This window comes from Shewanella sp. ALD9, assembly GCF_002836315.1.
In the GTDB taxonomy this organism is placed as follows: Bacteria; Pseudomonadota; Gammaproteobacteria; order Enterobacterales; family Shewanellaceae; genus Shewanella.
Map to the genome: position 1 here is coordinate 85459 of NZ_PJCD01000041.1, position 20694 is coordinate 106152.

The 20694-nt window shown below is 40.0% G+C and carries 16 protein-coding genes and 1 other RNA gene; 11 read left to right on the forward strand and 6 right to left on the reverse strand.

What is annotated here, in order from left to right; translation table 11 throughout:
• Nucleotides 1-48 precede the first annotated feature (48 nt).
• An RNA gene (ffs, locus tag CXF88_RS17070) (signal recognition particle sRNA small type) lies at nucleotides 49-145 on the forward strand.
• 214 nt (nucleotides 146-359) lie between these two features.
• On the opposite strand, the gene CXF88_RS17075 is transcribed toward ffs, so the two are convergent.
• From CXF88_RS17075 to dinG, 6 genes are all read right to left on the reverse strand, one after another.
• Nucleotides 360-662 carry a late competence development ComFB family protein gene (locus CXF88_RS17075; protein ID WP_101087795.1) on the reverse strand — a complete coding sequence of 101 codons (303 nt, stop codon included), beginning with the start codon at nucleotides 660-662 and terminating at the stop codon, nucleotides 360-362.
• An 80-nt stretch (nucleotides 663-742) separates the two neighbouring features.
• On the reverse strand, nucleotides 743-1684 hold the full coding sequence (locus CXF88_RS17080; protein WP_101088199.1) for a histone deacetylase: 942 nt from the start codon (nucleotides 1682-1684) through the stop codon (nucleotides 743-745).
• Nucleotides 1684-2394 (reverse strand): DUF2057 domain-containing protein, encoded by a 711-nt coding sequence (locus CXF88_RS17085; protein ID WP_101087798.1) that lies wholly within the window; start codon nucleotides 2392-2394, stop codon nucleotides 1684-1686. The genes CXF88_RS17080 and CXF88_RS17085 overlap by 1 nt, the downstream gene beginning before the upstream one ends.
• A 9-nt stretch (nucleotides 2395-2403) precedes the next feature.
• Nucleotides 2404-3066: a primosomal replication protein gene (locus CXF88_RS17090; protein ID WP_101087800.1), complete on the reverse strand. Its 663-nt coding sequence runs from the start codon at nucleotides 3064-3066 to the stop codon at nucleotides 2404-2406.
• On the reverse strand, nucleotides 3063-3836 hold the full coding sequence (locus CXF88_RS17095) for a TSUP family transporter (protein WP_101087802.1): 774 nt from the start codon (nucleotides 3834-3836) through the stop codon (nucleotides 3063-3065). The genes CXF88_RS17090 and CXF88_RS17095 overlap by 4 nt, the downstream gene beginning before the upstream one ends.
• An 8-nt stretch (nucleotides 3837-3844) precedes the next feature.
• Nucleotides 3845-5920: an ATP-dependent DNA helicase DinG gene (dinG, locus tag CXF88_RS17100; RefSeq protein WP_101087805.1), complete on the reverse strand. Its 2076-nt coding sequence runs from the start codon at nucleotides 5918-5920 to the stop codon at nucleotides 3845-3847.
• A 93-nt stretch (nucleotides 5921-6013) separates the two neighbouring features.
• Here dinG and CXF88_RS17105 point away from each other — a divergent pair, with 93 nt between their 5' ends.
• From CXF88_RS17105 to CXF88_RS17150, 10 genes are all read left to right on the forward strand, one after another.
• Nucleotides 6014-8434 carry a DNA polymerase II gene (locus CXF88_RS17105; protein ID WP_242445190.1) on the forward strand — a complete coding sequence of 807 codons (2421 nt, stop codon included), beginning with the start codon at nucleotides 6014-6016 and terminating at the stop codon, nucleotides 8432-8434.
• 574 nt (nucleotides 8435-9008) lie between these two features.
• The gene (locus CXF88_RS17110; protein ID WP_101087806.1) at nucleotides 9009-11621 is read left to right on the forward strand and encodes a TonB-dependent receptor; all 2613 of its coding nucleotides are present in this window, start codon (nucleotides 9009-9011) and stop codon (nucleotides 11619-11621) included.
• A gap of 101 nt (nucleotides 11622-11722) precedes the next feature.
• Nucleotides 11723-12682 carry a class I SAM-dependent methyltransferase gene (locus tag CXF88_RS17115; RefSeq protein ID WP_101087808.1) on the forward strand — a complete coding sequence of 320 codons (960 nt, stop codon included), beginning with the start codon at nucleotides 11723-11725 and terminating at the stop codon, nucleotides 12680-12682.
• Nucleotides 12683-13066: 384 nt separating this feature from the next.
• On the forward strand, nucleotides 13067-13849 hold the full coding sequence (locus CXF88_RS17120) for a DUF3450 domain-containing protein (RefSeq protein ID WP_101087810.1): 783 nt from the start codon (nucleotides 13067-13069) through the stop codon (nucleotides 13847-13849).
• Nucleotides 13849-15204: a MotA/TolQ/ExbB proton channel family protein gene (locus tag CXF88_RS17125; RefSeq protein WP_101087812.1), complete on the forward strand. Its 1356-nt coding sequence runs from the start codon at nucleotides 13849-13851 to the stop codon at nucleotides 15202-15204. Before CXF88_RS17120 ends, CXF88_RS17125 begins: the two co-directional genes overlap by 1 nt.
• Nucleotides 15204-15731, forward strand: coding sequence for a MotA/TolQ/ExbB proton channel family protein (locus tag CXF88_RS17130; protein WP_011638074.1), 528 nt, complete (start codon nucleotides 15204-15206; stop codon nucleotides 15729-15731). The genes CXF88_RS17125 and CXF88_RS17130 overlap by 1 nt, the downstream gene beginning before the upstream one ends.
• A gap of 13 nt (nucleotides 15732-15744) precedes the next feature.
• The gene (locus tag CXF88_RS17135; protein ID WP_011638073.1) at nucleotides 15745-16149 is read left to right on the forward strand and encodes a biopolymer transporter ExbD; all 405 of its coding nucleotides are present in this window, start codon (nucleotides 15745-15747) and stop codon (nucleotides 16147-16149) included.
• Between the two features lies 1 nt (nucleotide 16150).
• Nucleotides 16151-16771, forward strand: coding sequence for an energy transducer TonB (locus CXF88_RS17140; protein WP_101087814.1), 621 nt, complete (start codon nucleotides 16151-16153; stop codon nucleotides 16769-16771).
• A complete protein-coding gene (locus CXF88_RS17145) occupies nucleotides 16771-18018 on the forward strand; it encodes a tetratricopeptide repeat protein (RefSeq protein WP_101087816.1) in 1248 nt (415 codons plus the stop codon). The genes CXF88_RS17140 and CXF88_RS17145 overlap by 1 nt, the downstream gene beginning before the upstream one ends.
• Nucleotides 18019-18807: 789 nt before the next feature.
• Nucleotides 18808-20637 carry a DUF885 domain-containing protein gene (locus CXF88_RS17150; RefSeq protein ID WP_101087818.1) on the forward strand — a complete coding sequence of 610 codons (1830 nt, stop codon included), beginning with the start codon at nucleotides 18808-18810 and terminating at the stop codon, nucleotides 20635-20637.
• Nucleotides 20638-20694: the final 57 nt, after the last annotated feature.

A 20694-nucleotide genomic window follows, 5' to 3' on the forward strand; every position in this document is an offset into this window, starting at 1 on the left:
TCTGAGACATAAGCTTTGTATTATATGGTTCAGAAGTCAATGGTGACCCTAGGGTCCCCCCGCAACGATAACTTGTGAACTCGGCCAGGCCTGGAAGGGAGCAACCGCAGCAAGTGACTCGTGTGCCGGGGTGTGGCTCTAGGGGAACCTCCAATATTCCCCGTATGATTTTCACCGCATTAATTCCAACAAAGTATTGCAACCAAAATATTCTAACCAAAAAATTCCAATCAAAAAATAGCTGTATTGTACGAATAAATTATTCATGGAATTACCATAACCAGTGCTTACTAGAATATATTCATTCAATATCCTGCAAAACATCAGTTAATGGCAAGCATCAGCTAATGCCGGTGAAATTACTGTTGTTGTTCTGCTGCGATTTCAGCTTCTTCTTTTAAACGTTTTTGCAAATTTGCTTTGAGGAATTGTCTCGAACGTTCTAGTGCTTCGCTTATCTCTGTTTTCATCTGTTTTAATTCTTGATAATTTTCGAAGAAATACGTATCAACTAAATGGCGAATGTACCTGACGGGTAACTGATTCAGCGTGACGCAGCATAAATCCGCTAAGTATTCTTCTGGCAACTCTTCCATTAGACCTTCATCTCGCAGCATTTCCATTAATAGAACTTCATAATAGTTTCGGATCTCTAATTGCATTATTACGCTCCATTGAGACAGTTTGTTTTATCGACATATGCTTCAATGTCGAGATGTTTGTTTAATTTAGTGACGCAGTGTTATTGGTTTTGCATTGTCTGACACTGTGGTGACCAGATTTCATTGGCAGCAATTAACAATTGGCTATGTCGAATGGTTAATTCTGCTTCATTACGACTATAGCCTCCCCCTATTACTGCTGCAAGTGGGATGCTATGCATTTGTGCTATCGATATTACCTGTTTATCTCTAGCGAGAATACCTTGATTCGAAATGGCGAAATATCCAAGGTCATCATGTTGATGAATATCGACCCCAGCATCATAGATGATCAGATCTGGCTGATGGATGCGTATCAAGTAAGGTAATATTTGTTGTATGTGTTCAAGATATTGTTTATCGGTACACCCTTTATCCAGAGCGATATCGTGATCAGATTGTTGCTTTCTGGACGGGAAATTCTGTGCACAGTGGATCGAGCAACTAATAATATCTGGGCTGCCTTGAGTGAGTGTCGCGGTTCCATCACCTTGATGAACATCACAATCAAAAATGAGTACCTTATCCGCTTTACCTGAGTCAATGGCTGATCTCGCCGCGATAACTAAATCATTGAAAATGCAAAAACCACTGCCAAAATCATAGTGCGCATGATGATAACCACCGGTTAAGTGAACTGCAATTCCATGTTTAAGCGCTAATTCAGCACATAAACGGGTACCATTTACGGCGTGTAAGGTGCGGGTGACTAGCGCTGTGCTCCATGGGAAACCAATACGTCTTTGGGCTTTATGGTCTAAGGTGCCATTGATAAATTGCTCGACATACTGCGGGCAATGCACTGTATAGAGCGAATCTTTCGATATTGGCGTAGGCGAATGGCGATATTGCTCAAACAACAATTGTTGTTTGAGCGCGTGCTGGTATAAGTTGTGATATTTAGTGGTTGGAAAACGATGGGTGCTAGGTAACGCCAGCAGTGAATAGCTGGCGTGGTAAACAAAAGGGATCGACACGGACATTAAAGTTGCTTTATTGCCCAACCCATAAATTCTTTACGCGTTTTGTCATCGGCTTGTAACCACCAATATTGCAGCATTTGTTCTGCTTGTGCTGGAGTCGGTTTTTGCGCCGTTGTTGCTGGCACCGTTACTGGTACAGTTGCAATAACTGGTGCACTCATCGTAGCAGATTCAATATCTGATTTGACTGCTAATGCTTGTATTGGTTGACTGCCGTTACCTGTAGCTGAAGCCGATAAGGTTTCAATATCATGTTGGTTTTTATTGTTAAACAGGCTAGTAATAAATGACTCTTCAGTAAAATTAGTTTGTTCTACACTGTAAGTTACCGCTGCATTATCTTGGCGTTTAATGTTGATTTGTGGTTTTTTAGCGAATGCTTTTGGATTCTTGATAACGTCACCGTCAGCGGGTTGTAATAGATATTGATGATCGCCATCAACCGTTAACGTCACAATTAAAGGTGTCGATTTTACAAAAGATTGACTGTCACTAAAGGAATCATCAACCACATCATGATAACGGACTGCAATTTTATGGGTGCCATTGGTTAACGCTAAATCCGATTGATGATTGAACATACTGGTTTCAACTTCTGCACCATCAAGCGCTAGGTACTCAAAAGACATTGGAATGGTTAAATTCGCTGCTAAGACGGATGATGATGTTAAAAATGCCAAAAGCGCACTTGTGGTAAATAAAGATTTCATTGTTGCTCCTTAACGTGGGTAACTTTGGCGAGGTCTTTCAAAAAGTTGAATACGCTCTTCAATATAACTGGTTGCTTGTTTGCACTTTCCTAAACGGCGATGCATAGACAGAATATCATTTTGCAGTTTTATTTTGTCATCACTATGACAGAATTCAAGAGTTGCTTCCATTTGTTGTATTTTTTGCTCTATTTTTTTTGCCCAATTTAAATGTTTATTGAGTTCAGCGTAGAGTTGATGGCTATTTTGCATCACATTACTGGCTATCCAACCAAATCCGCTGTCTTGTATTGCTTGTTGTTGTTTTTTTGCATATCGGGCTCGATTACTGGCTTTGCGCTGTTGTTCGGATTTAAGGTTGATGTGAGTGGTTAGCAATGCTCTGCGTAATGCACTAAATCGGTCTTGAATACGATCACAACTGAGTTGGATAACATTACTGCCCAACTTAAGGTAAAGTTGTTTTTCGAGTTGTTTAATATCTTGACGTAACTGAGTGATACAAGGGCTTAGTTGGGCTCCTTGTTGGGCAAATAGCTGACTGTTAAATCGTTCAATTTCTTGTAAAGACTGTCGTTGCGAAGGCGCCAAATTCTGGTCGTGTATTAATGCGTCTTGCTCAAGTTTAGCGAGCTGTTGTTTTAACATTGATAGCAATTGTTGGGTGTTCATACCCATGCACTCCACGTAAGATGGACTGCAATCGACAATACCATAATAATGAATATTGGTTTAATAAAAGGTATCCCAAATCGAATCGCACTTCTGGCGCCGATAAATGAACCTGCCATCATGCATACCCCCATCCACAAGCCGAGCATCCATTGTACTTGCCCCATGGATGCAAAGATAATGAGTGCTGTGATGTTACTCACCGCGGTCATGACTCTCGCTAATCCACAGCTGTGCAACAGAGGGAGTTTATACAGCGAGATAGACGATACCGTCCAAAAAGCACCAATACCTGGTCCTGCAAAACCATCGTATCCACCTAAAACAAATCCTTGGCTAATTTGTTTGTATTTTGGTGAACGATATTTTGGGGCCATTATATTTTTGTCACCCATCGCTTTGGGGCTAAATAAGGTATAAACAGCGATACTAATTATGAGTAGTGGTAATATTTTGTCTAACCATTGTGGGTCAATCAGAAATACTAAACCACAACCTGCAATCGACCCAACCAAGGTGGCAAAAAAACACGTTTTCCATAATGTAGGGTTAAATAAATGCTGTTTATAAAAGGTGTAACTCGAAGTAAGAGAACCAAAACAAGCGGCTAATTTATTGGTTCCTAATGCTAAATGTGGCGGAATACCAACGGTGAGTAATGCTGGAATAGACAGAAGCCCACCACCGCCAACTATGGCATCAATAAAACCCGCAAATATACCTATGACCGCTAATATAGCCCAATGGCTAGGGTCTAATAATAAATCCAACTCAATACCTATTCAATAACACGTCTAAAAGGAGGAAGGGCATCAATTAATGATTTGCCATAACGTTTAGTGACCAAACGACGGTCTAAAATGGTCACTCGGCCATAATCTTGCTCTTTTCGTAACAGTCGGCCACAACTTTGGACTAATTTACGTGAAGCATCAGGAATTGTCAGCTGTAAAAATGGATTACCGCCTTTTACTTTTAAGTATTCCGCGTGAGCTTGTTCTACTGGTGAGGTCGGGACCGCAAACGGAAGTTTGGTAATGATTAAGTTTGTTAAGTAATCGCCCGGTAAATCGAGGCCTTCAGAAAAGCTGCCAGTACCGAAAATGACACTGGGTAGACCTTCATCACAGCGTTTTTTGTGCTGTTCTAATATTTGTTGACGTGGAATAGCACCTTGAACAAAAAGCTGGTCTTTGGGAATTTTACCTTCGACGAGCTCAACCACTTTATCCATTTGCCAATATGAGGCAAACAGCACTAATGTGGCCATTTCACCATCGATAAGTGTCACAATATGTTGTGCAAGTTCGGTGGTGTAATTTTCGTCCGTAGGTTCGCAAACCATTTGAGGTATAAATAAGGTCGCATTATTTTCGTAATCGAAAGGGGATAATAATGCTAAAAATCGGCTGCCATCATTCATTGACAGGCCTACTTGATGAGCAAAATGGTTGAAGCTGTTTAAGGCTCGAAGCGTTGCACTGCACAACACCACGCCAGCGGCTTTTTGCCACAACATAGATTCAAGCATAAAGCCCACTTCTATAGGCGATGAACAAAATAAATAATCTTGTTGTTTACCAGTAATTAATTCAGCCCAACGCGCCATTGGTGCGCCTTTTTTACTGTCCTCTTTGGCCATCATCTTCCATAATTTATGTAAGTTATCTAGCCGCTGTAAAATAAAACCAGTTTCTGATAACAACCCTTCCGACTGATGTTTAGGCACTTCACCATCTTTTATTGCTTCATTTAACACTGATACCACTTTATTAAATTGCTTTACCGCGGAACCTGATGCAGTAGCCAGATTTTCTGCCTGTATTAATAACGATTGTGGTAATTGGCCATGTTCAAAACGAAGCCTGGATTCAGGGTTAGCGAATAACTGTGGTTGGGTATCACAAAAGTGAGCAACCTGGGTCAGTAAATTGGTTAACTCTGTGGTGTGGTCAAGCATGGCCTGTACAGGGGCAATGATATGAGTGGTTTTGAGTTGATTTTGTAACTTAGAACAGGTTTTCGATGCTTTTTCTAACCAATCACATGCTCCTCGAAGTGTGGCTTGAGCACTGGAGAAATCTCTGGCAACTATCGGTAAGTGATGAGCTTCGTCGATAACATAAAACATGTCTTCGGGTTCTGGTAAAATGACGCCGCCGCCAAGTTCTAAATCGGCAAATAACAGACTGTGGTTAACAATGAGTACATCCCAAGTGTCCACATCTTCACGAGCTTTATGAAACGGGCAATTATGGTGTGCCGATACTTGACGATGACAGCTGTGTTTATCACAGCAAATTTGTTGCCACAAGAAATCAGGAATAGGGTGTTTTAAAGTATCAATTTCACCATTCCAGCGTTTTTGATGAAAATCTTGATGCAATTTTTGTAATTCGTTAATTTGACTTTGGTCGGGTTTAGTTTGCCATATGGCTATTTGTGAGCTGTCTTGTGCCCCTATCATGGCTTCAAGTTTGGCTAAACATACGTAACGCTGACGACCTTTTACCAAACCAAATTTAAAATCAATACCAGACTGTTGTAAAAAATGAGGTAGATCTTTGTGGAGTAATTGTTCTTGAAGTGCCACGGTTGCAGTGGCAATACAGACTTTCTTTTTACTCGAGATGGCTAAAGGGATTGCCCCTAAGATATAAGACAAAGATTTACCAATGCCGGTACCCGCTTCAACCACAATGATACGACGGTCTTTGTCATACTCGCCTGCTAAGGTTTTTGATATTTCCGCTACCATATAGTTTTGTTCGCGACGAGAACGAAATTGCGGCATAGATGCGGCAATTTCTTTATAAATGGTGCGAATTTGACTTTTTATGTTATCCGGTAGCATAGGAAGTATGATTTCTACATAGACTGAATTATGCTGTACATAATAACAGTGAATTAGCATGCCACGAAGTAATAAATCAAATTGAGTAAACTTGTGCCGGAATTCAAACCCGTTGTGACGCCGACAGATAATCCAACGACCAATAATCATGTGAAGGGACGAGTATTAACTCGTCATGCTATTTATCGGCATGGACAATTAGTGCTTCAATATTATATTAAAACCGCTCAAGGACCTGTATTAGCAGAGCTGTATCACAGTGAAGTGATCTGTTTCTGCCGTCAGCAAGATGTTAATCAATTAAGTCAAAAAGTCGGCTTTGCCCTTAAGGCTGAGTCGATATCATTGATGAGCTTTGCACATGAACCTATCAGTGCCTTGTATCTTAAATCAAATACCCAATTGAAATTACTCAGTCGCATAGCTAATGATAGCGGTATTACTTTATTTGAAGCCGATATTAGGTCTGAGCAACGCTACCTTATAGAACGATTTATTGCCTTAGATATTGAGTGTTCAGGGCATTATCAACAGCGTAATTCAACTTCAACGATGCCTTTGTTATCGATTAATCGGGCTAGAAAAATGCCCGCTAACGAACTTGTTGATATCCCTTTGAAGATGGTTTCACTGGATTTTGAGTGCAGTTTTACGGGTGAACTTTATTCGGTTGGTTTATATGGTGCCGATTATCAATGTGTGTATATGGTGGGCGAACCGCAAGCAGAATGTCATGACTTCATTGTTTGGGTAAAAAATGAGATTGAACTGATACATCATTTAATAGCGTGGTTTAGCGACTATGACCCCGATATTATTATTGGCTGGGCAGTAGTGACCTTTGATTTAGCCTTGTTGTTCAAACGCTGTGCTTTACATCAAATTCCATTATTAATTGGTAGAGGTAATAGCGAACTGAGCTGGAAAGTGGCTGACAAATATCGGCCGGAAACATTATCTTTACCTGGGCGTGTGGTTTTGGATGGTATTGATTGGCTTAAAGCGGCGTTTTATCAGTTTGATAGTTTTTCGTTAGAATCGGTATCGAGGCAGTTATTAGCCGAAGGTAAAGCCATTGATCATGTTGAAAATCGTGGCCAAGAAATTACTCATTTATTTGCACAAGATAAAAATGCATTGGCTTTTTATAATATTACCGACTGCCGACTAGTGTGGGATATTTTTGAAAAAACACAGTTGTTAGATTTTGCTCTTGAACGCGCCAAGTTAACGGGCTTGGAGTTCGGCCGCGTGGGTGCATCGATTGCGGCATTTTATCATTTGTATTTACCTCACTTACATCGAAGTGGCTTTGTGGCCCCCGCACAACCCGCGAGCCAAGGTTTAGAAAGCCCTGGCGGATATGTTATGTCCTCTATACCGGGTTATTATAAAGATGTTTTAGTATTAGATTTTAAAAGTCTATATCCGTCGATTATTAGGACATTTCTTATCGATCCTAAAGGCTTAGTTGAAGGACTCTACGCGAGTGAAGTAAAAGGTGATGCAACGACAGTGGCTGGATATTTAGGTGCTCAATTTAGTCGGCAATCGCCTATTTTACCTGCATTAGTTGCCAGCCTTGCAGAGCAAAGAGAACTGGCCAAACGAGATAAAAATGCGCCGTTATCGCAAGCGATAAAAATTATTATGAACTCATTGTATGGCGTATTAGGCTCTCGAGGTTGTGTATTTCATGATGCTAAGTTAGCCAGTTCGATTACCATGCGCGGTCATCAAATTATGAAACTCACTAAGCAATGGATAGAAGAGTGCGGTTATCAAGTGATTTATGGTGACACCGATTCTACCTTTGTCTGGTTAGGAGATAATCATGGGATTAAAGATATCCAAGCGGTTGGAAAACATCTTTCTGTATCAATAACCGAACGTTGGCTTGCATGGTGCGCAGAAGAATATCAATTAGACAGTTATCTTGAGCTGGAGTTTGAAACCCACTTTGAACAATTTATTATGCCTACCTTAAGGGGCTCGGATGAAGGCAGTAAAAAGCGTTATGTCGGCGCAGTGTCAAATGATCAGCAACAATTAACTCTAACCTTTAAAGGTATGGAGCAGGTGAGGAGTGACTGGAGCCCTATAGCAAGAAGGATGCAGTACCATTTATATGAATTGTTTTTCAAGGGCGAGGATGTTATTGATTATTTGAGTAACGAGCTGGCGGCAATTAAGTGCGGTGCTCGAGACAATGAACTTATTTTTAAAAAGCGATTAAGACGCAATGTTGAAGATTATACCGCAAAGTCGTCACCCCATGTTAAAGCCGCAAAACAGCTTGCCGAACTACTCGGTGACGTAAGTGTTACCCGAAAAGGACAACAGATTCGATATATAATGACACTCACTGGTGCACAAGCCATAGAAGCAAAACCACAAAATATTGATTATGAATACTATATTTGTAAACAAATTCAACCTATCGCGGAGCCCATTCTACAACTGTGTGGCCATAGCTTTGACTCACTGGTGAATAATCAACTTCTATTGCTATAAGTTAACTTACCAACACCCCAATCTTATGTTTTCAATGTTAATTAACATTGCTTGTTTTTCTTCGTGTCCTTACGTTCTTAATTTAGTAAAGGCAATCAAGCATTGTTTGATGACGCACAAACCTCGCAAACCCAATCTACGAAGATTTATCTAGACGATTAATGTTAAGCAATTACTTACATAGCCTTATTTATTAACACTTAACATTTTTATGTTTACCAGAAGTAGTAAAAAACTACCTTCTCCAGATTAATAGTTATTTAAAACAATAGGTTAATTTTTTAACTTTAGACTTGGTATGTTATTTCGACAATAACTAAACAACTTTAACTTATTGTTTATAAGGTTAAAAAAAATTACCTGTTCATATTTCTTAACAGTTAAAGTTGTTACATTTGATTAACTTTTGCGCTTACGACACTTCAAATGTTGATTAGTTGTTTCAAATGTGATTTTATTGCACCTGTAGTTGAGAGGTTGTGATTGTTTTTTGTTGCATCCCCTCATTGAACTAACACCTAAAAAGGTTGTTAGCATTATAAGAAAGACATAAAAAAGTCCAGGGAGATAGACAATGCATAAGAACGTATTAGCTAAGTCGGTGCGTTTAGCACTGATCAGTGGTGCAGCAGCAGCTGCATTTGCTTCGCCAGCAGTTTTTGCTGCTGATGAAGATGGCGCAAAAGTAGAACGTATTGAGGTTACTGGTTCGCGCATTAAGCGTTCTGACCTTGAAGGCGCTTCGCCAATTACGACCATTACAACTGAAGATATGAAGATGGAAGGTAACTTTACAGTTGCTGATGCACTTCGTAACAGTAACTTGAACTCTTTCGGATCATTCTCTGAGCGTTCAGGTAGTTCTGCACAATCTCAAGCAACTATCAACTTACGTGGTGCAGGCTCAAGCCGTACTTTAGTACTTATTGATGGTAAGCGTTTCCCAGGTTCACCAACGCTAGGTGGTGCATCTGCTAACTTGAACGCTATTCCTATGGCTGCAGTAGAACGTATCGACATTCTTACTGACGGCGCATCTTCTACTTATGGTTCTGATGCAATTGCTGGTGTTGTTAACATCATCATGAAAAAGAATTACCAGGGTATTGAATTCAACGTTGGTGGTGGCTCACGCGACCAGGACGGTGGTTTAACAAGTAAAGAATTCTCGGTTGTTGCTGGTTATCAAATGGATAAAGGTAACATTACTTTCTCATTCGACCATCAAGACCGTAAAGGTATTTCAGACGCAGATCGTCCATATACTGCGGCGAGCATGACAGACTTCAATGGCGATGGTGAAATCCAAGCTTACGAAGAAACTGCAGGTTGGAGTATCTATGGCGCAACAGTTGCCGCACCTGATTTCTCTACTGCTCAAGCATCACTATTATGTGATGACTTAGAATCAGAATACGGTTCAAATGTATTCCAAACTGTTAAAGCAGACAACGATTGGGGTGGAGCTGGCTCTACTTACTGTATGTATGCGTTTGCTAACGTTTCTTATAACAAAGCATCTACAGAGCGTAATACAGTATATGTTGATGCTAACTATGAAGTTGCAGAAGACGTAGAATGGTTTGGTCGTGTAATGGTAACTCAAGGTAACTCGTTTGGTCGTTACGCGCCTCCAGCTGCAGCTTGGAATAGCATGGCTGCAGACAACCCAAATAACCCATACGGTGAAGAAACAACAGGTTATTTCCGTTGGGTGGGTATCGGTACTCGTGACGGTAACGTAGACGATTACAACCAAGATTACCTAACAGGTTTACGCGGTACTATTAGTGCACTAAACGATGCTGAATGGGAAGTTTACTACCATCACAATATCGCCGATAACAAATCTATCGGTGAGTACTACTTAAGCTATTCTGGTCTTGCTTATAACCAAGCTAATGGTATTGATTTAGGCTCTGAAGCTGGCGTCAATAACATGAAAGCCACGACGTTAACACAAGGCCGTGCTACTTTTGATCAGTACAGTGGTGGTATTGGTTTTGATGCATTCGAATTACCAGGTGGTGCAGTTGCACATTACGTAGGTATGGAATATTTCGACCAACAGTTTAGCGAAGTGTATGACGCACAGTCTGAAGCTGGCTTAGTCGGTGGTAGTGCGGGTAACTCTGCAGGTGGCGATCGTCAAGTATGGGCAATGTTCTATGAAGCGGTTCTACCGTTAACAGATGACATTGAATTAAACCTTGCAGCTCGTTACGATGACTACAGTGATTTTGGTGACAACGTAGCGCCAAAAGCATCTATTCGCTGGCAAGCGCTTGAGAACGTAGTAGTACGTGCATCTTACTCAGAAGCATTCCGCGCACCTTCTCTAAACCAGTTATACGCAGCAACAACATTCAGTGCTGATACAGGTACCGATTACCCGTTCTGTGAATCTGCTGGTATCTCTGCTGCAGATTGTAGTTCAAAACAGTACGACACATATATTCGTGCTAACACTGGCTTAGGTCCTGAAACATCTGAGTACATAAACTTAGGCGTTGCTTGGGATATCGTTGATGACATCGGGATCAAGGTTGATTACTTTAACCTGAACATCGATGATGTTATTAACAGCCGCACAATTACTAACGTTATGCGTGGTGTTGCTGCTGGTACGCTAGTAGAAAATGAAACTTTCTACGTTAATCGTGCACCTAATGGCGCTGATGGTTCATTAGGTCGTGCTTTAGAAGTCGGTACTGGTTATGGTAACGGTGACAAGCTAGAAATTACTGGTATTGACGTAGCGTTAAACGCTAAGTTTGAAACTGCAATCGGTGATATCGGCTTCAACTGGAACAACAGTTTTGTGCTAGATTATATCGAAGAAGTTGAAGGTGGTTCTGCAGCGGTTGATATCGCTGGTTGGAATGGTTCACCTGACTACAAGTCTAACTTCACTACTAATTACAGCATGGGCGACCATAGACTGTCTTGGAACATGAGCTATACATCATCTACATATGAAGATGATGCTACTGGTCACTTAGATTCATGGTTAATCCATAACCTAAGTTATGTATATGACGCAGGTAATTATGGTTCTGTATTGTTAGGTATCAATAACCTAACAGATGAAGATCCAGTATTGAGCTCTGTAGGCACATACGATAATCCTGACCTGTATAACAACTACGGTCGTGAATATCGTGCAAGTTATACACTTAAGTTCTAAATTCTGATTAGTTATTAATTAGATATAAGAAAGGCTCCCTCGGGAGCCTTTTTACTTGGTATATTATGTAGCAATATGTTGTGGTTAAGAGGGGAGTTTAAATGAATAGTCACTGGAGTGAATATTGGCAGCAAGGACACACAACTTCATTCGGTGAGGCATTATCAGGTAATTACGAAGGTGTATTAAAAAGTGTATGGGAGCCGGTATTTAGCGCTCTTACAGAAGGCTTTTTGGTAGTTGATGTTGGCACGGGTAATGGTTCGTTACCGCTGTTATTACGAGATGGGTTATCAAAAGGTGAGCTAACGGGTAAGGTTATTGGTGTTGATTTAGCAGAGGTTACTTTAGCCAACTCAGTAAGTAACAACAATCAAAATATAGACATAGCCTTAATGTCTAATACTCGCTGCGAACAACTTCCTTTTGAACCCAACTCCGTTGACCTTTATATATCTCAATTTGGTTTTGAGTATTCAAATGTCGAGCAGTCACTTGAAGAAGCGGCTAGAGTATTAAAGGACGATGGCCAATTTGTTATTGTTTGTCATCATAATCGTTCAATGATCCTTAACCGTAATAGAAGGATTTTGACGTTAATTGATAAAGCAGAAGTCAATTTATTAATTAATTGTTTAGCTAAAATGGCAAATGCCATGGGCAATATCAGCAATCAAGAAGATGTTGAGCGAATTAAGAAAGACCTTCAATGTGAGCAAATTAGAGCAGAAATCAATCACTTGATTAAATTATTAGTCATGTTTGATGAGTCGGCCGCTCAGGATTGTGATTTAATGCGTTTCGTGGCTCAGTTTTTCAAAGCTGGATTATTTTGGCCTGTTGCAAAAAAGTTAGAATTTATTGAATTTATTACAATACAAATGGATACGTTAAGACTACGGTTAGCTGAGTTAGTGAACGCTTCATTTGATGAAACTAAATTGGCAACATTTATAGCTAAATTTCACCAAAATAATATGATATTAAATGAACTCAAAGTATTAAATAATGAACGAAATGAAGTCTTAGGCTGGTATTTACATGGTTCAAAATTTATTTAGTAATGAGGAAAAGGCTAAATACATTGTATTATTGAATTGACAACATTTTATAACTAATTGAATAAAAACAAGTAATATTTTTCTCTTAGCATTAAATTACGACACATTTATGTTGAAGACGTTTATTTATTAACCTTTCGACAACATTAACGCCTCTAACAGCTCTTTCCACAAGTTTTTAAACTTTGCAAATGTTGACATAGGTCAACATTTTGTGAAATGATGCCAACGGGTCTACGCTTTAATAGGTGTAGAAAAGGGAAGAAAAACTAACAATCACAAGAAAAAGACGTGCTTAGTTGAAGTAACATTGATTAACAATTTTAGATCATCGTTATTTTGCAAAGTTGAACTTTTTAATTCACTTCAAATTGGTTGGGAACTATGTCCAAGGTAAGCAATAGAACAAAAATCGCTACTGCACTTGTTGGCGCTCTGGCTTTAGCTGGTAGCAACTTCGTTGTTGCAGATCCTCTAGCTGACGTTCAAAAAGCAGATAGCAGCCTTAATGCTGCTTCAGCTGCGTCACAACAGAAAGTCGACAAATATTTTGACCAAGCACAAGACATGCTTTTTGAGTATGGCAGCGTAGCTGATGAGCGTGAGTCATTGAAAGCATATAATGATTACGTTGCAGGCTTGGTAGCTGATCAACAAAATTCACTTGATTTAATTCAAACTGATATCAACGGCGTGGATAAACTTCGTCAGGGTGTTGTGCCATTAATGTTTAAAATGGTTGACGCTTTAGAGCAGTTCGTAAATTTAGATTTACCATTTAACATTGAGACTCGTCAGAATCGTGTTAAGAATTTAAAAGATATCCTTGATACTGCTGAAGTTACATTGGCAGAAAAATACCGTCTAATCCTTGATGCTTATAGCATTGAGCGTGAGTATGGTAGCTTTGTAGCAGTTCATACCGGTAAGTTAGATCTAGACGGTAAAGAAGTGCTAGTTGATTTCTTCAATTTAGGCCGCGTTGCACTTTATGCACAGAGCTTGGATCAGAAAATAGCATGGATGTACGACGCAGATGCGAAGTCTTGGAATAAGTTAGACGATAGCTACCTACGTGATATTACTAAAGGTATCCGCATTGCTCGTAAGCAAGGCGCTCTAGACCTATTCGCATTACCAATTCCTGCTGCGGAGACTGCACAATAATGAAGAAGTTAATTACATCAGTGCTAGTAGCTGCAACTTTCTCTTTAACAGCTGGTATGGTTTCTGCTGCAGATGCACCAAAAACTATCGGTCAACTGTTACAGCAAGTTAAAGCCGACCGAGCTAACGAAGGTAAGACAAACGCTAAGCGTGAAAGAGAGTTTCAAGCGGAACGTGGCGATAAAGCTGAATTACTTAAGCGTGAAAAAAATGCCCTGTCTGCTGAAAAGCAACGTGGCAAAGATTTGAACCAAGCATTCTTGGACAACGAGCGTAAAATTGCTCAGTTAGAAGAAGACTTAAAAACTGCTCAAGGTGACTTGGGTGAAATGTTTGGTGTTGTTAAAGGTGAAGCCGGTGATTTCGCTGGTAAGTTAGCTGCGTCTAACATCAGTGCTCAGTTTCCTGGTCGTGACACCTTTATTGCTGAATTGGGTGCACGTAAATCACTGCCTAAAATTGAAGAGTTAGAACAATTTTGGGAAGCACAGTTATTTGAAATGGTTGAGTCAGGTAAAGTTGTTAAATTTGATGGTGATGTTACTGCTATCGATGGCAATGTAGTAAATACTGCAATTCACCGTGTAGGTCCTTTCAACTTAACTGCTGAAGGTAAATATGTTGTTTACAAACCTGAACTTGGTTTAATTCAACAATTATCACAGCAACCAGAAGGCTACCAGGTTAGTGCCGTTGATACGTGGGAAAATACTACTTCAGGTGTTGCTCCTTTCTATATCGATCCAGCTCGTGGCGTGTTACTAAACATCTTTACTAACAAAGCTAGTTTAGAAGATCGTTTAGAAGCCGGTGGAACGATTGGTTACATCATTCTTGCATTGTTAGCATTAGGTATGTTGATTGCGGTTGAGCGTTTAGTGACTCTGACTATCATTGGTACTAAAGTTAATAGCCAACGTAAAAACATCGAAAACCCTGGTAACAACGCTTTAGGTCGTATTCTTAAAGTATACCAGTCAAATAAAGATGTTGATGTTGAAACGCTTGAGCTAAAACTTGATGAAGCTATCTTAAAAGAAACACCAGCTTTAGAAGCTCGTATTTCAATCATCAAAGTTATTGCAGCTATCGCTCCTATGATGGGTCTATTGGGTACGGTTACCGGTATGATCGCAACCTTCCAATCTATTCAATTATTCGGTACTGGTGACCCTAAATTGATGGCTGGCGGTATTTCTATGGCGCTTATTACGACTGTTCAAGGTCTTATCGCTGCATTGCCTCTAATGTTATTACATGCAATCGTAGTTGCTCGTAGTAAGTCTATTGTTCAAGTTCTTGAAGAACAAAGTGCCGGTATCATTGCAGAACATGCTGAGAAGAGGGCTGACTAATGATGCTAATCCTGATGGACGTATGGGATTCCGTCAGGGGCTTCATGGCCTCCGGAGGCGATGTCCTCTGGCTGGTTGCAGCTGTGCTATTCCTAATGTGGGTGTTAATGCTTGAACGTTATTGGTATCTAAATTGGATATCTCCAAAACAACATCAAGCCGTTATCGCCTCATGGGAAGCAAGAGAAGAAACAACTTCTTGGCATGCTCACCGTATCCGTGAAGCTTGGGTATCCCAAGCGAAGCAAGATTTGAATGCACGTATGCTGTTAATCAAAACCCTAGTAGCCATTTGTCCAATGATTGGTCTATTAGGTACTGTAACCGGTATGATTTCAGTATTCGATGTGATGGCAGTTCAGGGGACGAGTAATGCTCGTTTAATGGCCGCTGGTATCTCTATGGCCACAATGCCGACAATGGCAGGAATGGTTGCAGCTCTATCGGGTGTTTTCTTTAGCACACGTTTAGACTCAAAAATGAGAATCAGTTTAGAAAAGCTAAAAGACAGCATGCCTCACCACTAGAGAGAGATTGAACATGGCACGTAAGAAGCATTCCACTATGGAAGAGGAAGCGCAAATTGATATGACCCCGATGCTAGACATCGTGTTTATCATGCTGATCTTCTTTATTGTAACAACATCGTTTGTTAAGCCATCAGGCTTAGACTATAACAAGCCTAAAGCGTCACAGGCTACGTCTAAACCTTCGGCGAACATCTTTATTGGTATCAGTAAAACTGGTGTCATTATGATGGAAAATCGTCAGGTTGATATCGAACGTGTAACTGCAAACGTAGAACGTATGTTGGCGGAAGCACCTGAAGCAGCCGTACTGATTCAAGCAGACAAAGACGCTTTACATGGTTTAGTCGTTAAAGTGCTTGATAACGTTAAAGCTGCAGGTATCGATAAAATTTCAGTATCAGCGGGGAATGAGTAATATGCTAAGAGCACTCGTATCAATAATCATTGGTGCTGCAGTGACTTTTGGGCTGTTTGCTTTCATGGCTTTCCTGGTCGGCGGCGGCGCACAACGCAACGGCGACTCAGTGGAATCCCCTGTTATTGAAATTACGATGGATAAACAGGATTCGAAGGCACAGAAAAAACCAAGGGTTACACCTAAGCCACCTCCACCACCGGAGCAGCCACCGAAGCCGGATACTACTCCGCCTGATTCATCATCTAATATTGACACTAATATGGCGTTCAATATGGGTGGAATCGAATCTGGTGGACCAAGTACTGGTTTCAAGCTTGGTAACATGATGACCCGTGATGGTGATGCTACCCCTATTGTTCGTATTGAGCCCCAGTATCCAATTGCTGCTGCTCGTGATGGTAAAGAGGGTTGGGTTCAACTTACCTTTACAATTAACGAACTAGGTGGTGTTGATGACGTTTCTGTTATCAAAGCTGAACCTAAGCGTTTATTCGATCGTGAAGCGATTCGCGCATTGAAAAAATGGAAATACAAACCAAAGATTGTCGATGGCAAGCCATTAAGACAAAGTGGTATGACAGTACAACTGGACTTCACACTAGAGAAGGGAGGTAGATAATGCGTAAAGTTACTAGTATCGCTACAGCGTTATTACTTTCAGTCTGCGGAAGTGCATTATTGTCTAACTCTGTAGTTGCTGCGGAAAAGTGTGAGATTGACAAACGTCAATCTCGTGCTGTTGGCGAAAGCGCTGCAAAAAAAGTTCAAAAATCTTTTGAAGCATATACCGAAGGGAATTTAGACCAAGCGATTGCAATTTTGCTTGAGGCTAATGCTAAAAACGATTTCGACAAAGCGTATGTCGATCGTATGTTAGGTAACTTCTATGCTGAAAAAGGTCAGATGAAGACAGCAATCAAATATTTAAAGACTGCTGTTGATGCTGACATTCTTGGTGGTACAGATCATGCTGCAACAATGCGTTTGTATGCTGATTTGTTATTACAAGAGAAACAGTTTAAAGAAGCGATTCCATATTATTACAAGTGGATGGATTTTACCTGTAAGGCTGATGCGCAAATGTATCGTCGAATTGGTATTGCCTACACTGAGTTAAAAGATTGGAATAAAGTACTGCAAGTTGCTGACAAAGGTTTAACTTTAGCTGAATCGCCTGATAAAGGCTTGTATCAAATGAAGTTAACCGCTTTCTTCAACCAGAAAAAGTACAAAGAAGCCGTAAAAGTGTTAGAAACTATGGTGCCTTTGTTCCAAGACGACAAACGTCTCTGGGTTCAGTTAGCTCAGTTTTACTTGATGACTGAAGACTATGATAAATCACTAGCAACATATGATTTAGCATATAAAAATGGCTTTTTAGAGACGGACAGTAATATTACTCGTTTGGCTCAATTGTTAGCGCAAAAAGGTTCGCCTTATAAAGCTGCTACCATTTTTGAAAAGCACATGAAGTCTGGTTTAGTTGTTGAAAGCGAGAAGAGTTTAACTACACTCGCTGGTTTTTATCATAATGCTAAAGAGCTAAAAGAAGCTGCTTACTATTATGGCAAAGCTGCTGCAGTTAGTAATAAGGGTGAACTGTATTTAAAACAAGGTCGTATTCTTGCTTTAGAACAAAAATACAATGAAGCTATTCCGGTGCTTAAAAAAGCACTTGATGCTGGTATTGATAACCCGGGTGAAGCTCAATTTGAGCTAGCTTTAGCATACTTGAGCCTTAAAAAGTACAAGTCTGCTTATAACCGTGCAGTTCTTGCTGCTAATGATAAAAAGACTGAACGCAGTGCTAAGAGCTATATTTCTTATATCAAAGAAAAAGCTCGGATTCACAACGTAACGCTTTAATCTAAGCTTGATTTAAAAAGCCCCTTTTTAGGGGCTTTTTTATTTTCTCATGAAAATTATCTCATCTTTCTTATTGTATTTAGGCTATTAATTTTGCTGTATTAATGGCTCGAATCTTGTTCAATTAACGTATTGACTGATATTTGAAATCAATAAATTGTTAGATAGTGTGTATTTGATGAAGTTTAGTTTCATGTACCGCCATGCAAAGATACAATAAGTGAAATGATGATGTCTGCTTAGTCATGTATGGCATATAGTAACGATATTACATATTGGAAATCCGTTATCCAGAACGAGTAAGCCTGATTGTAAGTGTATTTTATACACTTAAGTAGACAAGGTCGGGCATTGTTAGTGAGAGCTTATGTTGTGCTATCTAATAATATGCTCAGGTGTAGAGTAGTGGTGATTGGGCGTGAGATAAATTCACTTCTAATTAGGCTACTCATACGTGGTAATGAAACCCCCATATCCTGTTTTTTTTAAGCGTAATAACTAAATCATATTTTTATCGAGATTAAATAGTTAACCTCGACTCGGGTTAAGAGATTGGATAAGTAAGGCAAAATGACAACATTTGTCCTATGTCATATCAAACTGGTCATTTGTTTTGCTAACAAGGCGTATTGACGCGTCAATAGCTAGTCTATTGCAAGTCGATATAAAACAGTTAGCCAGACAAGGAGCGTTTGATAACTGTTTTTATCCTGAGCTAAGGTGAGTTACATCGAGATAAATCGACACGCTAATAAGGCGTGAGTTAAATTGTGTTAAGGAATAATAAAAATGAATAAAACATTGCTGGCATTGACTGTGTCCTTATTATTGGTCGCTCAAGGTTGTTCTGAAGCGACTACTGTCTCATCTACGCCTGAAACCCCCGCCGAACCTAGTGCTGCCGTTATGCCTCAATCTGCCTCAGAGCAGTATTTGGCAATGGTTGATAATTTTTTTAATGATCAATTAAAGCTTGAGCCGATTTACGCCACCTTTGTGGGAGTTAATGACTATAACGACCAATTCGGTGGAGCATTAACTGAAGAGTATTTAAAGGCTCGTCATAATTTAAATAGCCGTTACTTTAGTCAAGCTAAAACGATTGATGTTGATAAGCTTCCTGCATCACTTAAGTTGAGTTACGACATGTTTATTTATGATCGTAATATGGAGCTTATTGGCGAAACTTATCCAGAGTACTTCTTACCTATTAATCAGTTTTATAGCACAGTATTTACTATGGTCCAGTTGGGCAGTGGTGAAAGTGCTCAACCATTTAAGACTGTTGAAGATTATCAAAATTGGTTAGGCCGCTTACGTGGGTTTATTAACTGGACTAAACTTGCACAGCAACGTATGGATGAAGGTATAGAAAGTAAAGTTGTACTACCTCGAGTGCTTGTCGAGCGGATTATTCCTCAGTTAGACGCTCAACTTGTTACAGATGCACAGAGTAGTTTGTTTTATTCCCCAATTAATTTACTGCCAGAAAGCTTTACTGCTGAGCAAAAAACACAATTAACCACTGAATACTCGCAACTTATTGATTCTGAACTATTACCTGCATTGACTCAGTTACGAGACTATGTAAAAGATGTATATTTACCCAATTCTCGTGCTTCAGATGGTTGGTGGGGACTGCCAAATGGTAAAGATTGGTATCAACATTTAGCTAATAGCCATACAACAACAACTTTGTCAGTGGATGAAATTCATCAAATTGGTCTTTCTGAGGTTGCACGCATTCTATCTGAGATGGACAAGGTCAGAGAACAAGTTGGTTTTAAAGGTGATTTAACTGCATTTTTTGCTTCTTTATCTTCAGAGCCGCAGTACTTTTTTACTGACCGACAAGATTTAATTGATGGCTATATGACGATTAAAGAACATATAAATCAAGTATTGCCTCAGTATTTTAATGTGATGCCCAAAGCTGATTATATTGTTAAGCCTGTAGAGAGTTTTCGTGAGAAATCTGCCGCTGGCGCATCGTATGAATCACCAGCAGTTGACGGTTCACGCCCAGGTGTTTTTTATATCAATACTTACAACTTAAAAGCACAACCCAAATGGGGTATGACAACCTTGTCATTGCACGAAGCTGCTCCCGGTCATCATTTTCAGATTGCGATTAAGCAAGAGTTAACTGATGTTCCACAGTTTCAGCGCTTCCAGGGTTACACTGCATTTGAAGAAGGTTGGGCGTTGTATGCAGAGTACTTAGGGATTGAGATGGGCGTATTTAACGACCCATATCAGTATTTCGGCAAGTTATCTGATGAAATGTTAAGAGCAATGCGCTTAGTCGTAGATACAGGACTTCATGCGAAAGGCTGGAGTCGTGAACAAGCTATTCAATACATGAAAGACAATTCTCCAATGGCTGAGTCTGATATTGTTGCAGAAGTGGAGCGTTACATGGCCATACCAGGCCAAGCACTATCTTACAAAGTCGGTCAGTTAACTATTTTGCGCTTACGAGCGGATGCAGAAAAGGCCTTGGGTGAAAAATTTGATTTAAAAGGTTTTCATGATCAATTACTCACGTCAGGATCATTACCAATGGCGGTGATGGAAAACAAAATTGCTGATTGGATAAAAGCTGAACTAGCCAAATAAATGCCGTAAAAAGGACGGTGACTTATGTATGTCATCGTTCTGTCATTATGTTAGTGT